Raw genomic sequence first — 19,108 nt, 5'->3', positions numbered from 1 at the left:
CGCGGAGCCTTATTCCATAAGGCTGCTATTCAAATTACGCAACCATAGCGAGACAATTCGACCGATGCAGGGCTCTACCGCGCTGCAACGTGGAAAATGTGCATAAGTCAAGTCTTGACAAGCGATGGATCGGCAACCGGGGCGGGGTTGCGCCCTGTTTAGCGCCGACAGCGAAACGCTGTCACCCCGCAGTGCAGCATGACAGCGCTTGCGCTCAGGCCGCCGCTCCGCTACGGATCTTGCGGCTGTGCGTGTGCACTTCGTCGACGAGTTCGGCGACGTGGTCGGGCGACGTGAACTGCGAGATGCCGTGGCCGAGGTTGAACACGTGGCCGGGATGATTGCCGTAGCTGTCGAGTACCGCGCGCGCCTGCTCGCGCACGGCGGCCGGCGGCGCAAACAGGATCGTCGGGTCGAGGTTGCCCTGCAGCGCAACGCGCCCCGCGACACGTTCGCGTGCGGCGCCGAGGTTGACCGTCCAGTCGAGCCCGACCGCGTCGACGCCGGTCGCCGCGATTTCCTCGAGCCACAGCCCGCCGCCCTTCGTGAACGTGATCACCGGCACGCGCTCGCCGTCGTGCTCGCGCTTCAGTTGCGCGACCACGCGACGGATGTAGTCGAGCGAGAAGCGCTGGTATGCACCGTCCGCCAGCGCGCCGCCCCACGTATCGAAGATCATCACGGCCTGCGCGCCGGCTTCGATCTGCGCGTTCAGGTACGCGGCCACGGCCTGCGCGTTCACGTCGAGGATGCGGTGCATCAGGTCGGGGCGCGAATACGCCATCGACTTCACCGTGCGGAAGTCGTCCGACCCGCCGCCTTCGACCATGTAGCACGCGAGCGTCCACGGGCTGCCCGAGAAGCCGATCAGCGGCACGCGCTGGCGGCCCTGGCCGTCGGTCAGCGCGCGGCGAATCTCGCGCACGGCGCCCGTCACGTAGCCGAGCGTTTCCTCGATGTCGGGCACCGCGAGCTTCGCGACATCGGCCTCGGTGCGCACCGGATGCGCGAACTTCGGCCCTTCGCCGACCTGGAAGTCGAGGCCGAGGCCCATCGCGTCGGGAATCGTCAGGATGTCCGAGAACAGGATCGCGGCGTCGAGCGGGAAGCGCTCGAGCGGCTGCAGCGTCACTTCGGTCGCGTAATCGGGATTCTTCGCAAGGCCGAGGAAGCTGCCGGCGCGCGCGCGCGTCGCGTTGTACTCGGGCAGGTAGCGGCCGGCCTGGCGCATCAGCCAGATCGGCGTGTAGTCGGTCGGCTCGCGCAGAAGCGCACGCAGGAAGGTGTCGTTGAGCAGGGTATGGGCCACGGTAGGAGCGACGATGCGAAGGCAAAGCGGCATTTTACCGGAGCGGGGCCGCACGGCTGCGTATGTCGATGCGATGGCGGCCATATGACGCGCGCGATGGCTCCTTATGATCGGACGCTGATATCGAACCAAACGAAGGAGGAGACCGATGAAGACATTCGCCACGCTGGCCACGCTCACCGCTGCCACGCTTTGCTGCGCCGCCGCGCACGCGCAGGGTACGACCACGACCGCGACCGCACCGTCGTCCGCCGCTGCGGCCGGCTCGCGGCTCGACGACGTGCTCGCACGCGGCACGCTGCGCGTGTGCACGACGGGCGACTACAAGCCGTATTCGTACTACCGCAGCGACAGCCGCTTCGAAGGCATCGACATCGACATGGCCGACTCGCTCGCGAAATCGCTCGGCGTGAAGGCCGACTTCGTGAAGACGAGCTGGTCGAACCTCACCAACGACTTCGTTGCGAAGTGCGATATCGCGGTGGGCGGCGTATCGACGACGCTCGAGCGCCAGAAGCGCGTGTTCTTCACGCAGCCGTACGTGGTCGACGGCAAGACGCCGATCGTGCGCTGCGCGGACGCCGACAAGTACCAGACCGTCGCGCAGATCGACCGGCCCGAGACACGCGTGATCGTGAACCCGGGCGGCACCAACGAGCGCTTCGCGAAGCAGTTCTTCACGCACGCGAACCTGACCGTCTACCCTGACAACGTGACGATCTTCAAGCAGATCCTCGCGGGCAAGGCGGACGTCATGGTGACGGACGCATCCGAGACGCTGCTGCAGCAAAAGCTGAATCCTGGCCTGTGCTCGGTGCATCCGGACAAGCCGTTCCAGTTCGGCGAAAAGGCGTACATGGTGCCGCGCGGCGACGTCGTGTTCCAGCAGTACGTCGACCAGTGGCTGCACCTCGCGCTGTCGACCGGCGAATACCAGGCGATCGCCGACAAGTGGCTGAAGTAAGCGCGATCGCGGGCGGCAACGGCGGCCGATAGCAGACAACGCCGCCGCTATTGCAGCCGGCGAACGGGGCGCGGGCAGCGGTATGGCCGTCCGCTGCACCGCCGTTACACATCGGCGCAGCGGGCTGCAGGCGTAAAACCGCGGAAATTGGCCGAATGGCCGACTACCGCACGCGCCGATCACGTTTCAAAATCTTTCTGACGAATGAATCGTCATATGCGGTATCTGCCGCGCGATGCACATTCGGGCGTGTAAATCGGCCATTCATCGGTGCCGATACGCATGAAAAACGCATTATGTGCAACCGCTGAAAACTCTGCGGAAAAGATGAGTAAATATGACCTTTTTCAGGACCCCGAAAACAGCAAAAAATCCCGGAAAGCCTTATCTGGCGGGCGTTACAACCTGAAACACTTTGTTACCGCGAGGGGTGAGCAATTCGCCCACAATGGCCTCAACGGTTTCAACACGGATGCGGTCTCGTGTGCCAAGTGTGAGCGGACGCGAAGCGCTGCGAGCCAGTCGGTCACGTACCGAAGCCCTTCCGAGGGGCATCCCTGTTGGAGTCGTTTCCGGCCCCCGCCGGATCCGGTTTCATCTTTGGTCTCCTCGCGCTAACCCCGTAGCGTGTGGTTTTTAGCGGGCTAATAAGCCCGCTTTTTTTCGTCCATCGAAAACGCAACGGCCCGCAGGCCGCCGCGTTTTTTTCCTGCCGCCGGCCAACCGGCCTCTCACGCGGTCTTCTGCACGTCCAGCTTCAGTTCCTCGATCATCCGGTCGCGCATCACGAACTTCTGCACCTTGCCCGTCACCGTCATCGGCAGCTCGTCGACGAAGCGGATGTAGCGCGGAATCTTGTAGTGCGCGATCTGGCCGCTGCAGAACGCGCGCACGTCGTCCTCGGTCATCTGCTCGTCCGCGCGCAGCACGATCCACGCGCACAGCTCCTCGCCGTATTTCGGATCCGGCACGCCGAACACCTGCGCGCTCTGAATCTTCGGATGCCTGAACAGAAATTCCTCGATCTCGCGCGGATACACGTTCTCGCCACCGCGGATCACCATGTCCTTCAGCCGACCGACGATGTTGCAGTAGCCGTCCGCGTCGAGCGTCGCGAGGTCGCCAGTATGCATCCAGCCGTCGACCAGCACCTCGCGCGTCTTCGCGTCGTCGTCCCAATAGCCGAGCATCACCGAATAGCCCTTCGTGCACAGCTCGCCCGTCGCGCCGACCGGCACGATCTCGCCGTTCGGATCGACGATCTTCACCTCCAGGTGCGGCTGGATGCGCCCGACCGTCGTCGTGCGCTTCTCGAGCGGATCGTCGGTCGAGCTCTGGAACGACACGGGGCTCGTCTCCGTCATCCCGTACGCGATCGTGATCTCGCGCAAATGCATCTGCGACACGACACGCTTCATCGTCTCGATCGGGCACGGCGAGCCGGCCATGATGCCGGTGCGCAGCGTCGACAGGTCGAATTTCGCGAAGTCCGGATGATCGAGTTCCGCGATGAACATCGTCGGCACGCCGTGCAGCGCGGTACAGCGTTCGTCGGCCACGGCCGCGAGCGTCGCGACCGGATCGAACGCCTCGCCGGGGAACACCATCGCCGCGCCCTTCGACACGCACGCGAGCACGGCCAGCACCATCCCGAAGCAGTGATACAGCGGCACCGGGATGCAGAGCGAATCCTGTTCGGTGAAGCGCATCGCCGCCGCGATCGAGCGTGCGTTGTTGACGACGTTGCGGTGCGTGAGCGTCGCGCCCTTCGGGCTGCCGGTCGTGCCGCTCGTGAACTGGATGTTGATCGGCTCGGTGGCCGCGAGCGTCGCGCCGATCGCGTCGAGCCGCGCGACATCGAGCGTGTCGCGGCCGCGCGCCATCACGTCCGCGAAGCGGAACATGCCGGCCGGCGCCGCCTCGCCCATCGACACGACCGTGCGCAGGCTCGGCACGCGCGCCGCATGCAGGTCGCCCGGCGTCGCGCTCGCGAGCTCCGGCGCGATGGTCTGCAGCATCTCGACGTACGCGGACGTCTTGAAGCGCTCGGCCGCGATCACGGCCTTGCAGCCCACCTTGTTCAACGCGTATTCGAGTTCCGCGAGCCGGTAGGCCGGGTTGATGTTGACGAGCACCGCGCCGATCCGCGCGGTCGCGAACTGCGTGAGCAGCCATTCGCTGCGGTTCGGCGACCAGATGCCGACGCAGTCGCCCTTCACGATCCCGAGCGCGGCGAGGCCCGCCGCGAGCACGTCGACCTCGTGTGCGAATTCGCGCCAGGTCCAGCGCACCTGCTGTTCGCGGAACACGACGGCCGGACGATCAGGAAAGCGGCCGGCCGTGTCGAGCAGGAACCGGCTGATCGTCGCTTCGGATAGCGGCACGTCGGTCGCGCCGCGCACGTACGACAGTCCGTTTTCGGGCGCGATCAGCGCCCCCTTGCCAAGGTCTGCTGCCATCGATGTCTCCGTCGGTTTTTGTCTGATCGGCCCGGCGCGCGGCTCGCGCGCGTGCCTGCTCCGCCACGATCGCGGCGGACTGCCTCTACCCGGATGATGCCGCGCTCTGCTGACGACACTCTGACATCAAATCGCGGCGGCCGGATGAAATAGCACGACCGGACGATACGATCCGGCCCGCAAAAATAACAGACGAAAACGACGGGCGAAAAAAAAGCAGCCCGAAGGCTGCTTTCTTTCGCGGGATACGCGCGCGCGGCTCAGTGCCGGCTGCGGATCTTCGCCAGACGCTGGATCGCTTCGAGCTGCGCCATCGCGGTCGCGAGCTCGGATTGCGCCTTTGCGAGGTCGAGGTCCGACTTCGCGTTCTGCAGCGTTTCCTCGGCACGCTTGCGCGCTTCCTCGGCTTTCGCCGCGTCGAGGTCCTTGCCGCGGATCGCGGTATCGGCGAGCACCGTCACGGCGCCCGGCTGCACTTCGAGAATGCCGCCTGCGACGAACACGAATTCGTCGTTGCCGCCCTCGACTTCGATGCGCACCGCACCCGGACGAATCCGGGTGATGAGCGGCGTGTGGCCCGGCAGAATGCCCAGCTCACCCGTTTCGCCCGGCAGCGCGACGAATTTCGCCTCGCCCGAGAAGATCTGCTCTTCCGCGCTGACGACGTCTACTTTGATGGTTGCCATATCGACTCCAATCTCATCCACGGGTTGAGCGTATTGCGGCCGGCGCGAGCAGCCGGAATAAGTCATCGCTGACTTATTGCTCCGGCCGGCACACGCCGGCTTGCGACTCACTCAAGCCGTTACTGGATCTTCTTGGCCTTTTCGAAGGCTTCGTCGATCGTGCCGACCATGTAGAACGCCTGTTCCGGCAGGTGGTCGCACTCGCCGTCGACGATCATCTTGAAGCCACGGATCGTTTCCTTCAGCGGCACGTACTTGCCCGGCGAGCCCGTGAACACTTCAGCGACGTGGAACGGCTGCGACAGGAAACGCTGGATCTTACGCGCACGTGCGACCGACAGCTTGTCTTCCGGCGACAGTTCGTCCATGCCCAGAATCGCGATGATGTCGCGCAGTTCCTTGTAGCGCTGCAGCGTCTGCTGAACGCGACGGGTGATCGAGTAGTGCTCTTCACCGATCACGTTCGGGTCGATCTGGCGCGACGTCGAGTCGAGCGGGTCGACCGCCGGGTAGATACCCAGCGAAGCGATGTCACGCGACAGAACGACGGTTGCGTCCAGGTGGCCGAAGGTGGTTGCCGGCGACGGGTCGGTCAAGTCATCCGCAGGGACGTACACGGCCTGGACCGACGTAATCGAGCCCTTCTTGGTCGACGTGATGCGCTCTTGCAGCTTGCCCATTTCTTCAGCCAGCGTCGGCTGATAGCCCACTGCCGACGGCATACGGCCGAGCAGTGCCGACACTTCGGTACCGGCCAGCGTGAAACGGTAGATGTTGTCGACGAAGAACAGCACGTCGAGGCCTTCGTCACGGAAGTGCTCGGCCATCGTCAGGCCGGTCAGCGCGACGCGCAGACGGTTGCCCGGCGGCTCGTTCATCTGGCCGTACACCAGCGCGACCTTGTCGAGAACGTTCGAGTCCTTCATTTCGTGGTAGAAGTCGTTCCCTTCACGGGTACGCTCGCCCACGCCCGCGAACACGGAGTAACCGCCGTGTTCCTTCGCGATGTTGTTGATGAGCTCCATCATGTTGACGGTCTTGCCCACGCCAGCACCGCCGAACAGGCCAACCTTGCCGCCCTTCGCGAACGGGCAGATCAGGTCGATGACCTTGATACCCGTTTCGAGCAGTTCGGTCGACGGCGACAGTTCGTCGAACGCCGGAGCCTTCTGGTGGATCGAACGCGTCGTTTCGCTTTCGATCGGGCCGGCTTCGTCGATCGGACGGCCGAGCACGTCCATGATACGACCGAGGGTCGGCTTGCCGACCGGAACCGAAATCGGCTTGCTCGTGTTCTTCACGGTCAGGCCGCGGCGCAGGCCGTCGGATGCACCCAGACAGATGGTACGGACCACGCCGTCGCCCAGCTGCTGCTGGACTTCGAGCGTCAGTTCCGAGCCATCGAGAATGAGCGCGTCGTAGATCTTCGGCATGCTGTCGCGCGGGAATTCCACGTCGATAACGGCGCCGATGCACTGTACGATCTTGCCTTCTACCAAAGCAGCAGTACTCATCGCTTTTCCTTTAAATACCTGATTCTTTACTCGCGCAAGGGCGCAGTTGTCGTCCGTGGCGCGCGCTTAAACAGCGGCTGCGCCGCCGACGATCTCCGACAGTTCTTTCGTAATCGCGGCCTGGCGGCTCTTGTTGTACACGAGCTGCAGTTCGCTGATCACCGTCTTCGCGTTGTCGGACGCGGCCTTCATCGCGACCATCCGCGCCGATTGCTCGGACGCCATGTTCTCCGCGACGGCCTGGTACACCAGCGCCTCGACGTAACGCACGAGCAGTTCGTCGACGACTGCCTGCGCGTCCGGCTCGTAGATGTAGTCCCACGACGTGGCCGGCGTACCGTCATCGGCTTCGAAGTGTTCCGACGACAGCGGCAGCAGCTGCTCGATCACGGCTTCCTGCTTCATCGTGTTGACGAAGCGCGTGTAAGCGATATAGACCGCCGACAGCTTGCCTTCCGAGTACAGATCGAGCTGCGTCTTCACGGCGCCGATCAGCTTGTCCAGATGCGGGGTGTCGCCGAGGTGCACGACCTGCGACATCACCTTCGCGCCGAAGCGGTTCAGGAACCCGAGGCCCTTGCCGCCGATCGCGGTGGCTTCGACCTTCTGGCCCTTCTCTTCCAGCTCCTTGAACTTCTGCACCGTCGCACGCAGCACGTTGGTGTTCAGACCGCCGCAAAGACCCTTGTCCGTCGTGACGAGGATGATGCCGGCCGTCTGCGCGCCGTCGTTTGCCACCATGAACGGGTGGCGGTACTCCGGGTTCGCACGGCTCATGTGCGCGGCGATGGCACGGACCTTGTCTGCATACGGACGAGCGGCGCGCATGCGTTCCTGCGCGCGACGCATCTTCGATGCAGCCACCATCTCCATCGCCTTCGTGATCTTGCGCGTGTTCTGCACGCTCTTGATCTTGCCGCGAATTTCCTTCATTCCAGCCATAGCTTGCTCCTTGACCGAAGCGGCGCGGGCGCATCAGCACCCGCGCGGCCTCAGTGTGTCACTCGCGGATCAATAGGCACCGGACTTCTTGAAGGATTCGATCGCCGAGCGCAGTGCGCCTTCGTCGTCCTTCGAGAGATCCTTGGTGTCTTCGATGCGCTTGATGAGGTCAGCGTGGCTGGTCTTCAGGTTGTCGCGCAGGCCCTTCTCGAACGACAGCACTTGCTTGACGTCGAGATCGTCGAGGTAGCCGTTGTTCGCGGCATACAGCGACACGGCCAGTTCCCAGACCTGCAGCGGCTGGTACTGCGGCTGCTTCAGCAGTTCCGTCACGCGGCGGCCGCGCTCGAGCTGCTTGCGGGTCGCTTCGTCGAGGTCCGACGCGAACTGCGCGAATGCAGCCAGTTCACGGTACTGCGCGAGGTCGGTACGGATACCGCCCGACAGCTTCTTCACGACCTTCGTCTGAGCGGCGCCACCGACTCGCGACACCGACACGCCGGCGTTGATTGCCGGGCGGATGCCTGCGTTGAACAGGTCGGTTTCCAGGAAGATCTGGCCGTCGGTAATCGAGATCACGTTCGTCGGAACGAACGCGGTCACGTCGCCAGCCTGCGTTTCGATGACCGGCAGTGCCGTCAGCGAGCCGCTCTTGCCCTTCACTTCGCCGTTCGTGAACTTCTCGACGTACTCTTCCGACACGCGAGCAGCACGCTCGAGCAGACGCGAGTGCAGATAGAACACGTCGCCCGGGTACGCTTCACGGCCCGGCGGGCGGCGCAGCAGCAGCGAGATCTGACGGTATGCCCAAGCCTGCTTGGTCAAGTCGTCATAGATGATCAGCGCGTCTTGGCCGCGGTCGCGGAAGTATTCGCCCATCGTGCAGCCGGCGTACGGTGCGAGGTACTGCATCGCAGCCGAATCCGAAGCCGAAGCGGCGACGACGATCGTGTATTCCATCGCGCCCGTTTCTTCGAGCTTGCGAACCACGTTCATGATCGACGAAGCCTTCTGGCCGATCGCGACGTAGATACAGATCAGGTCCTTGCCCTTCTGGTTGATGATCGCGTCGAGCGCCACCGCGGTCTTGCCGCACTGACGGTCGCCGATGATCAGCTCACGCTGGCCACGGCCGATCGGCACCATTGCGTCGATCGACTTGATGCCCGTCTGCACCGGCTGCGACACCGACTTACGCCAGATCACGCCCGGGGCGATCTTTTCGATCGCGTCGGTCAGCTTCGCGTTGACCGGGCCCTTGCCGTCGATCGGGTTGCCGAGCGCGTCGACCACGCGGCCGACGAGTTCCGGACCAACCGGGACTTCCAGAATGCGGCCCGTCGTCTTGACGATGTCGCCTTCCGAGATGTGTTCGTATTCGCCGAGAATCACCGCGCCGACCGAGTCGCGCTCGAGGTTCAGCGCGAGGCCGAACGTGTTGCCCGGAAACTCGAGCATTTCGCCCTGCATCACGTCCGACAGGCCGTGGATACGCACGATACCGTCGGTCACGGAGATCACGGTGCCCTGGTTGCGAACGTCTGCGCTCGCTTCAAGGCCCTGGATCCGGCTCTTGATCAGCTCGCTGATCTCAGAGGGATTGAGTTGCATTATTCGCTCCTGATAGTCAATTCTGTTGCGTGCCGGCGTGGCGCTCAGGCGGTCAAGGCAGCCTGCATCGATGCGAGGCGCGCGCGAACCGAGGTGTCGAGCACTTCGTCGCCGACCGTCACGCGCACGCCGCCGATCAGCGACGAATCGACTTCGACCGTCGGCTTCAGCTTGCGCTTGAACTTGCGTTCGAGGCCAGAGACGAGGCTTTCGAGATCCGCGCCGTTCAGCGGGAACGCGCTCACGATCTCGGCGTCGGCTGCACCTTCACGTTCGTTCTTGAGCGCCTCGAACTGCTCGGCGATTTCCGGCAGCAGCGCGATGCGATGATTGTCGACCAGCATCTGCACGAAGTTCTTCGCTTCGGCGCCGGCCGCGACCGGCGACTTCACCGCAGCAAGCAGCAACTCGGCTACTTGCGTGCGCGTCACCTTCGGGCTCGACGCGACCGACAGCACTTCCGGCAGACGCGCAACCTGGGCCAGCTCTTGCACGAGCGTGGACCAGGCGGCGATGTCACCTCCCTCGGCCACGCGGAACAGCGCTTCTGCGTAAGGGCGGGCGATGGTTGCAAGTTCGGCCATGATCAGAGCTCGGCTTTCAGTTGATTCAGCAGTTGGGCGTGGGCCGTTTGATCGACTTCGCGCTTCAGGATCTGCTCGGCGCCCTTCACGGCCAGCGCGGCGACTTCGCCACGCAGCGCTTCGCGCGCCTTCACGATTTGCTGTTCTGCTTCCGCTTTCGCCTGGGCGACGATGCGGGCGGCTTCAGCCTGGGCGTTGGCCTTGATTTCCTCGGCGACCGCCTGCGCACGCTTTTCAGCGTCGGCGATGCGCTGCTGGCCGTCGTTGCGGGCCTGCGCGAGTTCCTGGTCCACGCGCTTGTGCGCTGCGTCGAGTTCCGCCTTGCCCTTCTCCGCGGCTGCGAGGCCGTCGGCGATCTTCTTCGAACGTTCGTCGAGGGCGTTGATCAACGGCGGCCACACGAATTTCATCGTGAACCACGCGAGGACCAGGAACACGACCATTTGCGCAAACAGAGTTGCGTTGAGATTCACGGTGTTTCCTTATCTGCTATTCCGGAAAAATGAAACGGTAAGGCGCTCATCGAGTTGCATTCGATCAGCGCCCCAAGTCTCCGTTCCGCCCTGCGCCGGCTCACGCCGGTCGCATATTTCCGAGGAACCTTAGCCTGCGACGAGCTTCGACAGGAGCGGGTTCGCGAACGCGAACAGCATTGCGACACCAACGCCGATCAGGAATGCAGCGTCGATCAGGCCGGCCAGCAGGAACATCTTCGTTTGCAGCGGGTTGATGAGTTCCGGCTGACGTGCGCAGGCTTCGATGTACTTGCCACCCATCAGCGCGATACCGATACAGGCGCCGATTGCACCCAGGCCGATGATGATGCCGATACCGATGGCGGTCAGACCCTGGATGTTGGCGATGTAAGCTTGCATGATCACTCCTTTGTGAAAAGACTTGGAACTGAGATTTAAAAAACTAAAACGGAAACTCTTTTTTGCACGCCGCGCTTAGTGCTTGTCGTGCGCTTGGCCGAGATACACCAGCGTCAGCATCATGAAGATGAATGCCTGCAACAGAACAATCAGGATGTGGAAGATTGCCCAGACGCTACCCGCGATCACGTGACCAACGAAGCCGAGGAACGTTGCGTCGCCACCGAAGCTCCACATGCTGCCGAGCAGGGCGATCAACAGGAACAACAGCTCACCCGCGTACATGTTGCCGAACAGCCGCATGCCGAGGGAGACGGTCTTCGCGAGATATTCGACGATGTTGAGCGCGAGGTTAGGGATCCACAGCAGCGGGTGGGCACCGAACGGGGCCGACAGCAGCTCATGCACGAAACCGCCCGCGCCCTTGATCTTGATGCTGTAGTAGATCATCAGGACGAACACGCCGAGCGCGATGCCGAGCGTGCCGTTCAGGTCGGCCGTCGGGACGATGCGATGGTGGGAAATCACGTCCGACAGACCGAGCAGGCCGATCACGCGGCCCGGCAGGTCGACGGGGAGGAAGTCGAGGGAGTTCATCAGCGCGACCCACACGAACACCGTGAGGGCGAGCGGAGCGATGAAGGTGCGGTTGCCGTGGACGATGGCCTTCGATTGATCCTCGACCATTTCGACGAGCATCTCGATCGCGCACTGGAAACGGCCCGGCACGCCCGACGTCGCCTTGCGGGCGGCCAGACGCAGCAGGAGAATCGTCACGATGCCGCACACGATCGACCAGAACAGCGTGTCGAGGTTCCAGACGTGGATGTCGAAAATCGACGTCTGATGCGAGGTGGAGAAATTCTGCAAGTGGTGCGCAATGTACTCGGACGGATCCGGACTGCGCGTGCCTTCGCTAGCTGCCATATCGTTAAAGCCACCCAAATTGTCGAAAATCGTTTTGCCCCGTTCCGCAATACGCTATTGCCGCGATTGCGGGAACGGGCCGGTGCGGTTCGTTGTCGAAACCGCACGCTGCTTGTTGCTTACCGCCAGGCCAGCGCGATCCAGTACGTCTTCAGCACGACGAGGTAGGTGACGAGGAGTGCTGGCCAGTGCACGCCGGCATAGCCGTATGCCACTGCGGCGAACATCCCGATCGTCACGCCGAGCTTCAGGGCTTCGCCCATCACCCAGCTCATCACGGTGGCCGAGCCACCTGCCTTCAGTCGTGCCACGAACAACGCGCTTGGCACCCAGCCGATCGCCCCGCCCAGAAACGCGGATTGCGCAGCGGCGCCCGGCGACTTTGAAAACAGCCACCACGCCAGCGTTGCAACCAGGGACAAGACCACCTGCGCGATCACCACCTTGTAGGGGGTTACGCGCGACGGCTTGCTCACGTCCGGACCGAACAACCTCTCGGCTTCCGTCCGCGTGAGCGGAACGATGTTGTTATCTTGCTGCTCGGCATCCCAGTCGTCGTCGGACTCGCGCCGCTCGCCGGCCGCTGAAGCGGTGCGTTGCGCTCGGTGATCATCGTGCCTGTCGTTCGGCGCCTGACCCGCCATCGCAATCTTCCGCAAAATCCTTGAACCCGGCCCCTGCTTTCCGAAAGCTTTCAGGGGTACCTAGCTAACAAATCCGGGCGATTGTAAGCGATAGTTGCAAGTGATTCAAGGCTTTAGACGCGACAAAAACCTGCGTAAAACGACGCCTCATCATGTGAAAAACGCGCGAATCCACGACGTACGATGACAGTTGTAAGGTCGCTTTTTTGCACGGGTATTTCTTGGCCGAAAAAGTCCGGCGACGAGGTGATGACGTGGCATCGACGCCCGGCGCGGGCGACACCGGCGCGACGCGTTTGCAGCAGGAATTCCGCTGCGACGCGATCACGGATAATGATCCGGCGCAGCGATGCAGAGAAGAGGAAATACTGTGACCACCGCGTCGAGCGCGATGCGCGAAATACGCTCGAACGCGAGTGCGTCGATGCCTGCAATCAGTTGTTGTGCCGCCACAGTCGATCGACTGTGGACCGCCACACTTATCAACAGCCCCGGCATTCTCACCCACTGCGAATGCTGTGCCCCACCCCATCAAGCTTGCAGCACGCCTGCACCGCAGGCGGCTGCATCGCTTAACCGCGCACGAGCAACCACGCACCCAATGCCGCGCTCACGAGCGCGAACGGGATCGACACGAGGTGAAACGGCAGCCACATGCGCGGCTCCTTCGCGAGACGCACCGCGATCAGGTTCGCGAGCGAACCGATCGCGAAACCGAAACCGCCGACCGATACGCCGAACGCGAGCGCCCGCCAGTCGCGCGTGAATTCCGACAGCAGGATCGCCGCCGGCACGTTGCTGATGCCCTGTGACAGCACCGCGCCTGCCGCGAACACGCGCAGCGGCGAATCGAGGTGAGTCCGCGCGATCGCGTCGTGGACGACGGGCAGCGCGGCCGCGCTGCGCAGCACGACGAACATCAGCACGAAGATCAGCAGCAGCAGCCAGTCGATCTTCAGGACTGCATCACGTCTCGCGACCAGCAGCGCGATCACGACGGCAATCAGGCCCGGCACGGGATGGTGCGCGTCGGCGAGCAGCACGAACGCACCGAACAGCACCGCCGCGAGCAACGCATGCAGGCGCTGGACGGGTACGGCCTGGACGTCTCCCGACAGGTCGAGCGGCTTCGCGCGAAACGCACACGCCGTCAGCACGAGCAGCAGCGCCATCAGCGCCAGCGCGAGCGGCCCGAGCGTGACGACGAAGCGGCCGAACGACACGCCGCTCAATTGCCACAGGAACAGGTTCTGGGGATTGCCGAGCGGTGTCGCGACGGACCCCGCATTGACGGCCAGCGCGACCACGATCACGAGCCGCCGGAAAGGCAGCGGCGTCAGCATGCGCAGCGACACCATCAGCGGCACGACGACGAATAGCGCGACATCGTTGGTGAGCCACATCGCGAGCGCCGCCGCGAACACGACGAGCAGCATCGCCAGCCCGCGCTCGGAATGCACGTGATGCACGATGCGATGCGCGAGCCACATCAGGCACCCGGACAGCTCGAGCGCCTTGGTCAGCATCAGCAGGCCCGCGAGCGTCGCGACGGTCTGCCAGTCGACGAGACCGATCAACGTGGCAATTGGTTGCGGACGCAACCATTGAAGAATAATCAGTGCAAGCGCCAGCACCGCCAGCACCGGCTCCTGCATCAGCCATCCAAGCCATCGGCGCGGCGCGGCCGCGCCCGTGTTCTCCGTCAATCGCACCTCGTTACTCTTCCGTCGCGACGTTGCCGCGAAGGCGCGCGAGAATGCCCTCGAGCGCGTCGAGGTTGCCGAAGTCGATCAGCACCTGCCCTCGCCCGCGGCGGCCGAGCTTGATCTTCACCGTCGACGCGAGCAGGTCGGACAACTCTTCCTCGAGACGGCGCGTGTCGCGGCCGCCGTCATCCTTCGCGCGCGCCTTCACCGCCGGCGCTTCCTTCGTCGTGTGCGCGACCAGCTTCTCGGTCTCGCGCACCGACATGCGCTTGTTGACGACCTGGTGCGCGAGCGTGATCTGCGTCGCGGCGTCGACCGCGAGCAGCGCACGCGCGTGCCCCATGTCGAGATCGCCGGCCAGCAGCATCGTCTGCACCGGCGAGGCGAGGTTCAGCAGGCGCAGCAGGTTCGATACCGCGCTGCGCGAACGGCCGACCGATTCGGCCGCCTGTTCGTGCGTGAAACCGAACTCGTCGAGCAGACGCTGGATACCGTGCGCCTCTTCCAGCGGGTTCAGGTCCTCGCGCTGGATGTTCTCGATCAGCGCCATCGCCGCGGCGGCCTGATCGGACACGTCCTTCACGAGCACCGGCACTTCGTCGAGGCCGGCCAGGCGTGCCGCGCGGAAACGCCGCTCGCCTGCGATGATCTCGTATTTGTCAGACGAAATGGGCCGTACCAGGATCGGCTGCATCACGCCCTGCGCGCGAATGCTGGCCGCCAGCTCCTGCAGGCTGCCTTCGTCCATCCGCGTCCGCGGCTGGTACTTGCCGGCCTGCAGCTTGCCGAGCGCGAGCGTGTTCGGTGCCCCTTCGATCTTCACCGCTTCGGTGATGTCCGCACTGCCGCCGAGCAGCGCTTCGAGGCCACGTCCCAAGCCCTTCTTCTTTGGTACCGCGTTCATGTCTTTCTTCCTCGCTTCGCTCATGTCCGGATCACGACACCTCGAACGCGCGCACGCGATCGATCATCTCGGCACCGAACTGGAGATACGCCTGCGCACCGCGCGAATTGCGGTCGAACACGACGCCCGGCAACCCGTAACTCGGCGCTTCCGCGAGGCGCACGTTGCGCGGAATCACCGCGTCGAACACCTTGTCGCCGAAGTGCGCTTTCAGTTGATCGGAGACTTGCTGCTGCAGCGTGATGCGCGGATCGAACATCACGCGCAACAAGCCGATGATCTTCAGGTCGCGATTCATGTTCGCGTGGACCTGCTTGATCGTGTTGACGAGATCCGACAACCCCTCCAGCGCGAAGTACTCGCACTGCATCGGGATCACGACGCCGTGCGCCGCGCACAGCCCATTCAGCGTCAGCAGCGACAGCGTCGGCGGGCAATCGATCAGCACGAAGTCGTAGTCGTCGGCCACATGCTCGAGCGCGGCCTTCAACCGACGCTCGCGGTTGTCGATGCTGATCAGTTCGATCTCGGCACCCGACAGCTCGCGGTTGGCCGGCAGCACGTCGTACGTGACGCCCTCCGGGCGCACGCGCGCGTCCGTCACCGAGACGCCGTCAACCAGCACTTCGTACACGGTCGACTCGCAGGCGGCCTTGTCGATCCCGCTGCCCATCGTCGCGTTGCCCTGCGGGTCGAGATCGATCAGCAGGACTCGTTGCTCCTGCGCTGCAAGGCTTGCGGCGAGATTGACCGATGTCGTCGTCTTGCCGACGCCCCCCTTCTGGTTCGCAACGCAGAAGATCTTTGCCATCGTTGGTGTGTTCCCTTTACCTTCAAACAAACAGCGCGCTACCGCGCGCCTTCAATTCGCCTCGTCGACGGTGACCTCGATCAGATGCCGTTCGGCATCGAGCATCGGCACCGCCAGCCGCATCGTCTGCTTTACGCGACTGCCTTCCGGCAGCCGTGCAATTTCGTCGTCCGGGTGGACACCCTTCATTGCCCAGATCGATCCGCCGGGCGCGACGAGATGTCGAGCAAGTTTAACGAAGTCGGATAGATCCGCGAAGGCGCGGGATACGATCATGTCGAATTTTTCCGGTACTTCGACACCCGGCTGCAGCGATTCGACCCGCCCGGTGACGACCGACAGGTTCGCGAGCTTCAGCTCCGCACGCATCTGCGTCTGGAATGCAGACTTCTTCTGCACGATATCGTTCAGCGTCACTTGCCAGTCCGGCCGGACGATCGCCAGCACGATACCGGGCAACCCGCCGCCCGAACCCACGTCGAGCACGCGCGCCGATGCACGGTCGGGCAGATGCGGAACGATGGAGAGTGAATCAAGAATGTGCTGGATCAGCATCTGCTTCGGGTCGCGGATCGCGGTCAGGTTGTAGACCGCGTTCCACTTGCCGAGCAGCGCGACGTAATCGAGCAGCTGGTTGCGTTGTGTATCCGTCAATGCGATGTCGAGCGCAGCCGTGCCGTCGACGAGCATTTGTTCAAGTACGTCCCGATTAACCGCCGGCGCGCGACGCGCCGTCATTGTTGCGTCGGGACGGTGCCGTCCCCCTGCTCGGTCGCCTCTGCGGCAGTGCCATTACGACGGCCGAGGCCACGGCGCTTCAGGTGCACCATCAGCAGCGAGATCGCAGCCGGCGTGACGCCCGAGATCCGCGATGCCTGGCCGATCGTTTCCGGCCGGAACTCGTTGAGCTTCTGGCTCACTTCGAACGACAGGCCGCGCACCTCGCGATAGTCGATACCGTCCGGCAGGCGCGTGTTCTCGTTCGCATCGTTGCGCTCGATCTCGCTCGCCTGGCGTTCGATATAGCCCTGATATTTGATACCGATCTCGACCTGCTCCTTGATCTGCTCGAGCAGCACCGGATCGTCGGCCAACGGCTCCGCCGGACCGCATTCGCCGCCCTTCAGGCCGCACACGCCGTCGTAGCTGATACCCGGGCGACGCAGCAGTTCGGCGAGGCTGTACTCGTGATCGATCGCCTTGCCGAGCAGCGCGGTCGCCTCTTCCGGCGGCAGCGTCTTCGGCGTGACCCATGTCGACTTCAGTCGTTCGGTTTCACGTGAAACAGCGTCGCGCTTCCGGCTGAACGCATCCCAGCGCACGTCGTCGACCAGGCCCAGCTCGCGACCGATCTCGGTCAGGCGCATGTCCGCGTTGTCTTCACGCAGGCTCAGACGATACTCGGCACGGCTCGTGAACATCCGGTACGGCTCGGCCACGCCACGCGTGACGAGGTCGTCGACCAGCACGCCAAGGTACGCCTGGTCGCGACGCGGACACCATGCGTCCTTCTCCTGCACGTAACGGCCTGCGTTCAGACCGGCCAGCAGGCCTTGAGCGGCCGCTTCTTCATAGCCCGTCGTGCCGTTGATCTGGCCCGCAAAGAACAGCCCGTTGATCGCCTTCGTCTCGAGCGATGCCTTCAGCGCGCGCGGGTCGAAGTAGTCGTATTCGATCGCATAGCCGGGGCGCAGGATGTGCGCGTTCTCGAGGCCGCGCATCGAGTGCACGAGTTCGAGCTGCACATCGAACGGCAGGCTCGTCGAAATCCCGTTCGGATAGAACTCGTTGGTCGTCAGCCCTTCCGGCTCGAGGAAGATCTGGTGCGATTCCTTCGACGCGAACCGGTGGATCTTGTCCTCGATCGACGGGCAGTAACGCGGGCCGACACCTTCGATCACTCCTGTATACATGGGCGACCGGTCGAGGCCGCCGCGAATGATGTCGTGCGTGCGCTCGTTCGTATGCGTGACCCAGCACGGCAACTGCTGCGGATGTTGCTCCGCACGGCCCAGGAACGAGAACACCGGGATCGGATCGAGGTCGCCCGGCTGCTCGTCCAGCTTCGAAAAGTCGATCGAGCGGCCGTCGATACGCGGCGGCGTACCGGTCTTCAGGCGGCCCTGCGGCAGCTTCAGCTCCTTCAGACGCGCCGACAGCGACACGGCTGCCGGATCGCCCGCGCGACCGCCCGTGTAATTGTTCAGGCCGACGTGGATCTTGCCGTCGAGGAAGGTACCCGCCGTGAGCACTACCGCGCGTGCGCGGAAGCGGATGCCGATCTGCGTGACGGCGCCCACCACGCGGTCGCCTTCGACCATCAGATCGTCGACGGCCTGCTGGAACAGCCACAGGTTCGGCTGGTTCTCGAGCCGATGGCGGATCGCAGCCTTGTACAGGATACGGTCGGCCTGCGCACGCGTCGCGCGCACGGCCGGGCCTTTCGATGAATTCAGGATCCGGAACTGAATACCGCTCTCGTCCGTCGCAGCGGCCATCGCGCCGCCGAGCGCATCGACTTCCTTGACCAGATGGCCCTTGCCAATGCCGCCGATCGACGGATTGCAGCTCATCTGCCCGAGCGTTTCGATGTTATGGGTCAGCAGCAGCGTCTTCGCACCCATACGGGCCGATGCCAACGCGGCCTCCGTGCCGGCGTGCCCGCCGCCGACGACGATGACGTCAAATTCTGTGGGAAAAAGCATGGTGGATTCCGCGCGCAGGACTGCGCACGAACCTATCTGAGAAATGTATGGGCCGAATTATAGCGGGTTCGGTTTTCACCCGAAGGCCGTCCGAATGGTAGGGACCGTTCATTTAGCCGGTTTTTTTCGGCCGATCGGCCGAGCTGTGCCGCCTGGTCGGCCTTGGCGGCGCTGGCGCGACCTCACCGCACATCGTCAAGCTGTGCAAAACCGAGGACCCGGTAGCGGCTCGTGAACCGACATCACCGTGACATCACAGTATTTCCGGTCAATCGCCCGGCACTTATCCCCTGTGCCGCCGCCCCTCTGGCGGCCGACCACTATCGCGCATGCAACGCTCATTCCCCTGTGCAACCCGACGCGATGAGCCCGCACTCTCGTCACAGTGCTTCCGCTGGTTGCTCCGGCACTTATCCCCACACTCGATTCACCGTCACGTCGCCCTCCCCCGAAACAAAAACGGCGTG

Annotated in this window: 18 protein-coding genes; 1 reads left to right on the top strand and 17 read right to left on the bottom strand. The window is 63.7% G+C overall.

Going from position 1 to position 19,108, the window contains the following annotated elements; translation table 11 throughout:
- Positions 1 to 214: 214 nt before the first annotated feature.
- On the bottom strand, positions 215 to 1,309 hold the full coding sequence (hemE, locus tag NQV17_RS30550; protein WP_308237338.1) for a uroporphyrinogen decarboxylase: 1,095 nt from the start codon (positions 1,307 to 1,309) through the stop codon (positions 215 to 217).
- 148 nt (positions 1,310 to 1,457) lie between these two features.
- On the opposite strand from hemE, the gene NQV17_RS30545 reads away from it, so the two are divergent.
- Positions 1,458 to 2,273, top strand: coding sequence for a transporter substrate-binding domain-containing protein (locus NQV17_RS30545; RefSeq protein ID WP_257775123.1), 816 nt, complete (start codon positions 1,458 to 1,460; stop codon positions 2,271 to 2,273).
- Between the two features lie 731 nt (positions 2,274 to 3,004).
- On the opposite strand, the gene NQV17_RS30540 is transcribed toward NQV17_RS30545, so the two are convergent.
- The 16 genes from NQV17_RS30540 to mnmG form a co-directional block, all read right to left on the bottom strand.
- The gene (locus NQV17_RS30540; RefSeq protein WP_257775122.1) at positions 3,005 to 4,732 is read right to left on the bottom strand and encodes an AMP-binding protein; all 1,728 of its coding nucleotides are present in this window, start codon (positions 4,730 to 4,732) and stop codon (positions 3,005 to 3,007) included.
- A 260-nt stretch (positions 4,733 to 4,992) separates the two neighbouring features.
- Complete coding sequence (locus NQV17_RS30535; RefSeq protein ID WP_006477288.1) at positions 4,993 to 5,418, bottom strand: F0F1 ATP synthase subunit epsilon; 426 nt, start codon at positions 5,416 to 5,418, stop codon at positions 4,993 to 4,995.
- Between the two features lie 119 nt (positions 5,419 to 5,537).
- Complete coding sequence (atpD, locus tag NQV17_RS30530) at positions 5,538 to 6,932, bottom strand: F0F1 ATP synthase subunit beta (RefSeq protein WP_044845237.1); 1,395 nt, start codon at positions 6,930 to 6,932, stop codon at positions 5,538 to 5,540.
- 66 nt (positions 6,933 to 6,998) lie between these two features.
- On the bottom strand, positions 6,999 to 7,874 hold the full coding sequence (atpG, locus tag NQV17_RS30525; protein WP_034209645.1) for a F0F1 ATP synthase subunit gamma: 876 nt from the start codon (positions 7,872 to 7,874) through the stop codon (positions 6,999 to 7,001).
- A 69-nt stretch (positions 7,875 to 7,943) separates the two neighbouring features.
- Positions 7,944 to 9,485: a F0F1 ATP synthase subunit alpha gene (gene atpA, locus NQV17_RS30520; protein WP_014895499.1), complete on the bottom strand. Its 1,542-nt coding sequence runs from the start codon at positions 9,483 to 9,485 to the stop codon at positions 7,944 to 7,946.
- A gap of 44 nt (positions 9,486 to 9,529) precedes the next feature.
- A complete protein-coding gene (locus NQV17_RS30515) occupies positions 9,530 to 10,069 on the bottom strand; it encodes a F0F1 ATP synthase subunit delta (protein WP_014895498.1) in 540 nt (179 codons plus the stop codon).
- 2 nt (positions 10,070 to 10,071) lie between these two features.
- On the bottom strand, positions 10,072 to 10,542 hold the full coding sequence (locus tag NQV17_RS30510) for a F0F1 ATP synthase subunit B (RefSeq protein ID WP_006477283.1): 471 nt from the start codon (positions 10,540 to 10,542) through the stop codon (positions 10,072 to 10,074).
- A gap of 129 nt (positions 10,543 to 10,671) precedes the next feature.
- The gene (gene atpE / locus NQV17_RS30505) at positions 10,672 to 10,944 is read right to left on the bottom strand and encodes a F0F1 ATP synthase subunit C (RefSeq protein WP_021160442.1); all 273 of its coding nucleotides are present in this window, start codon (positions 10,942 to 10,944) and stop codon (positions 10,672 to 10,674) included.
- Between the two features lie 75 nt (positions 10,945 to 11,019).
- Positions 11,020 to 11,871 (bottom strand): F0F1 ATP synthase subunit A, encoded by an 852-nt coding sequence (atpB, locus tag NQV17_RS30500; RefSeq protein ID WP_257775121.1) that lies wholly within the window; start codon positions 11,869 to 11,871, stop codon positions 11,020 to 11,022.
- Positions 11,872 to 11,990: 119 nt separating this feature from the next.
- Positions 11,991 to 12,515, bottom strand: coding sequence for an ATP synthase subunit I (locus tag NQV17_RS30495; RefSeq protein ID WP_124571491.1), 525 nt, complete (start codon positions 12,513 to 12,515; stop codon positions 11,991 to 11,993).
- A 324-nt stretch (positions 12,516 to 12,839) separates the two neighbouring features.
- Entirely contained in the window at positions 12,840 to 12,968 is a 129-nt protein-coding gene (locus NQV17_RS30490) for a hypothetical protein (RefSeq protein ID WP_257775120.1), read from the bottom strand.
- Between the two features lie 119 nt (positions 12,969 to 13,087).
- A complete protein-coding gene (locus NQV17_RS30485; RefSeq protein ID WP_257775131.1) occupies positions 13,088 to 14,170 on the bottom strand; it encodes an SLC13 family permease in 1,083 nt (360 codons plus the stop codon).
- Between the two features lie 61 nt (positions 14,171 to 14,231).
- The gene (locus tag NQV17_RS30480; protein WP_006482728.1) at positions 14,232 to 15,125 is read right to left on the bottom strand and encodes a ParB/RepB/Spo0J family partition protein; all 894 of its coding nucleotides are present in this window, start codon (positions 15,123 to 15,125) and stop codon (positions 14,232 to 14,234) included.
- A 31-nt stretch (positions 15,126 to 15,156) separates the two neighbouring features.
- Entirely contained in the window at positions 15,157 to 15,936 is a 780-nt protein-coding gene (locus NQV17_RS30475; protein WP_044845234.1) for a ParA family protein, read from the bottom strand.
- Between the two features lie 51 nt (positions 15,937 to 15,987).
- Complete coding sequence (gene rsmG / locus NQV17_RS30470) at positions 15,988 to 16,674, bottom strand: 16S rRNA (guanine(527)-N(7))-methyltransferase RsmG (RefSeq protein ID WP_257775119.1); 687 nt, start codon at positions 16,672 to 16,674, stop codon at positions 15,988 to 15,990.
- Positions 16,671 to 18,641 carry a tRNA uridine-5-carboxymethylaminomethyl(34) synthesis enzyme MnmG gene (gene mnmG, locus NQV17_RS30465; RefSeq protein WP_044845232.1) on the bottom strand — a complete coding sequence of 657 codons (1,971 nt, stop codon included), beginning with the start codon at positions 18,639 to 18,641 and terminating at the stop codon, positions 16,671 to 16,673. The genes rsmG and mnmG overlap by 4 nt, the downstream gene beginning before the upstream one ends.
- Positions 18,642 to 19,108: the final 467 nt, after the last annotated feature.

Origin of the sequence: Burkholderia sp. SCN-KJ (assembly GCF_024656005.1) — a bacterium.
Lineage (GTDB): Bacteria > Pseudomonadota > Gammaproteobacteria > Burkholderiales > Burkholderiaceae > Burkholderia.
Note: the sequence above shows the minus strand (reverse complement) of the source record. Positions and strands in the feature narration are given on the sequence as shown.

Coding starts and splice junctions, on each gene's coding strand:
- atpB (WP_257775121.1), bottom strand. CDS start 11,871: ATGGCAGCTAGCGAAGGCACGCGCAGTCCGGATCCGTCCGAGTACATT.
- atpD (WP_044845237.1), bottom strand. CDS start 6,932: ATGAGTACTGCTGCTTTGGTAGAAGGCAAGATCGTACAGTGCATCGGC.
- NQV17_RS30495 (WP_124571491.1), bottom strand. CDS start 12,515: ATGGCGGGTCAGGCGCCGAACGACAGGCACGATGATCACCGAGCGCAA.
- atpE (WP_021160442.1), bottom strand. CDS start 10,944: ATGCAAGCTTACATCGCCAACATCCAGGGTCTGACCGCCATCGGTATC.
- NQV17_RS30515 (WP_014895498.1), bottom strand. CDS start 10,069: ATGGCCGAACTTGCAACCATCGCCCGCCCTTACGCAGAAGCGCTGTTC.
- NQV17_RS30540 (WP_257775122.1), bottom strand. CDS start 4,732: ATGGCAGCAGACCTTGGCAAGGGGGCGCTGATCGCGCCCGAAAACGGA.
- atpG (WP_034209645.1), bottom strand. CDS start 7,874: ATGGCTGGAATGAAGGAAATTCGCGGCAAGATCAAGAGCGTGCAGAAC.
- rsmG (WP_257775119.1), bottom strand. CDS start 16,674: ATGACGGCGCGTCGCGCGCCGGCGGTTAATCGGGACGTACTTGAACAA.
- NQV17_RS30535 (WP_006477288.1), bottom strand. CDS start 5,418: ATGGCAACCATCAAAGTAGACGTCGTCAGCGCGGAAGAGCAGATCTTC.
- NQV17_RS30485 (WP_257775131.1), bottom strand. CDS start 14,170: ATGCAGGAGCCGGTGCTGGCGGTGCTGGCGCTTGCACTGATTATTCTT.
- NQV17_RS30475 (WP_044845234.1), bottom strand. CDS start 15,936: ATGGCAAAGATCTTCTGCGTTGCGAACCAGAAGGGGGGCGTCGGCAAG.
- NQV17_RS30480 (WP_006482728.1), bottom strand. CDS start 15,125: ATGAACGCGGTACCAAAGAAGAAGGGCTTGGGACGTGGCCTCGAAGCG.
- mnmG (WP_044845232.1), bottom strand. CDS start 18,641: ATGCTTTTTCCCACAGAATTTGACGTCATCGTCGTCGGCGGCGGGCAC.
- atpA (WP_014895499.1), bottom strand. CDS start 9,485: ATGCAACTCAATCCCTCTGAGATCAGCGAGCTGATCAAGAGCCGGATC.
- NQV17_RS30545 (WP_257775123.1), top strand. CDS start 1,458: ATGAAGACATTCGCCACGCTGGCCACGCTCACCGCTGCCACGCTTTGC.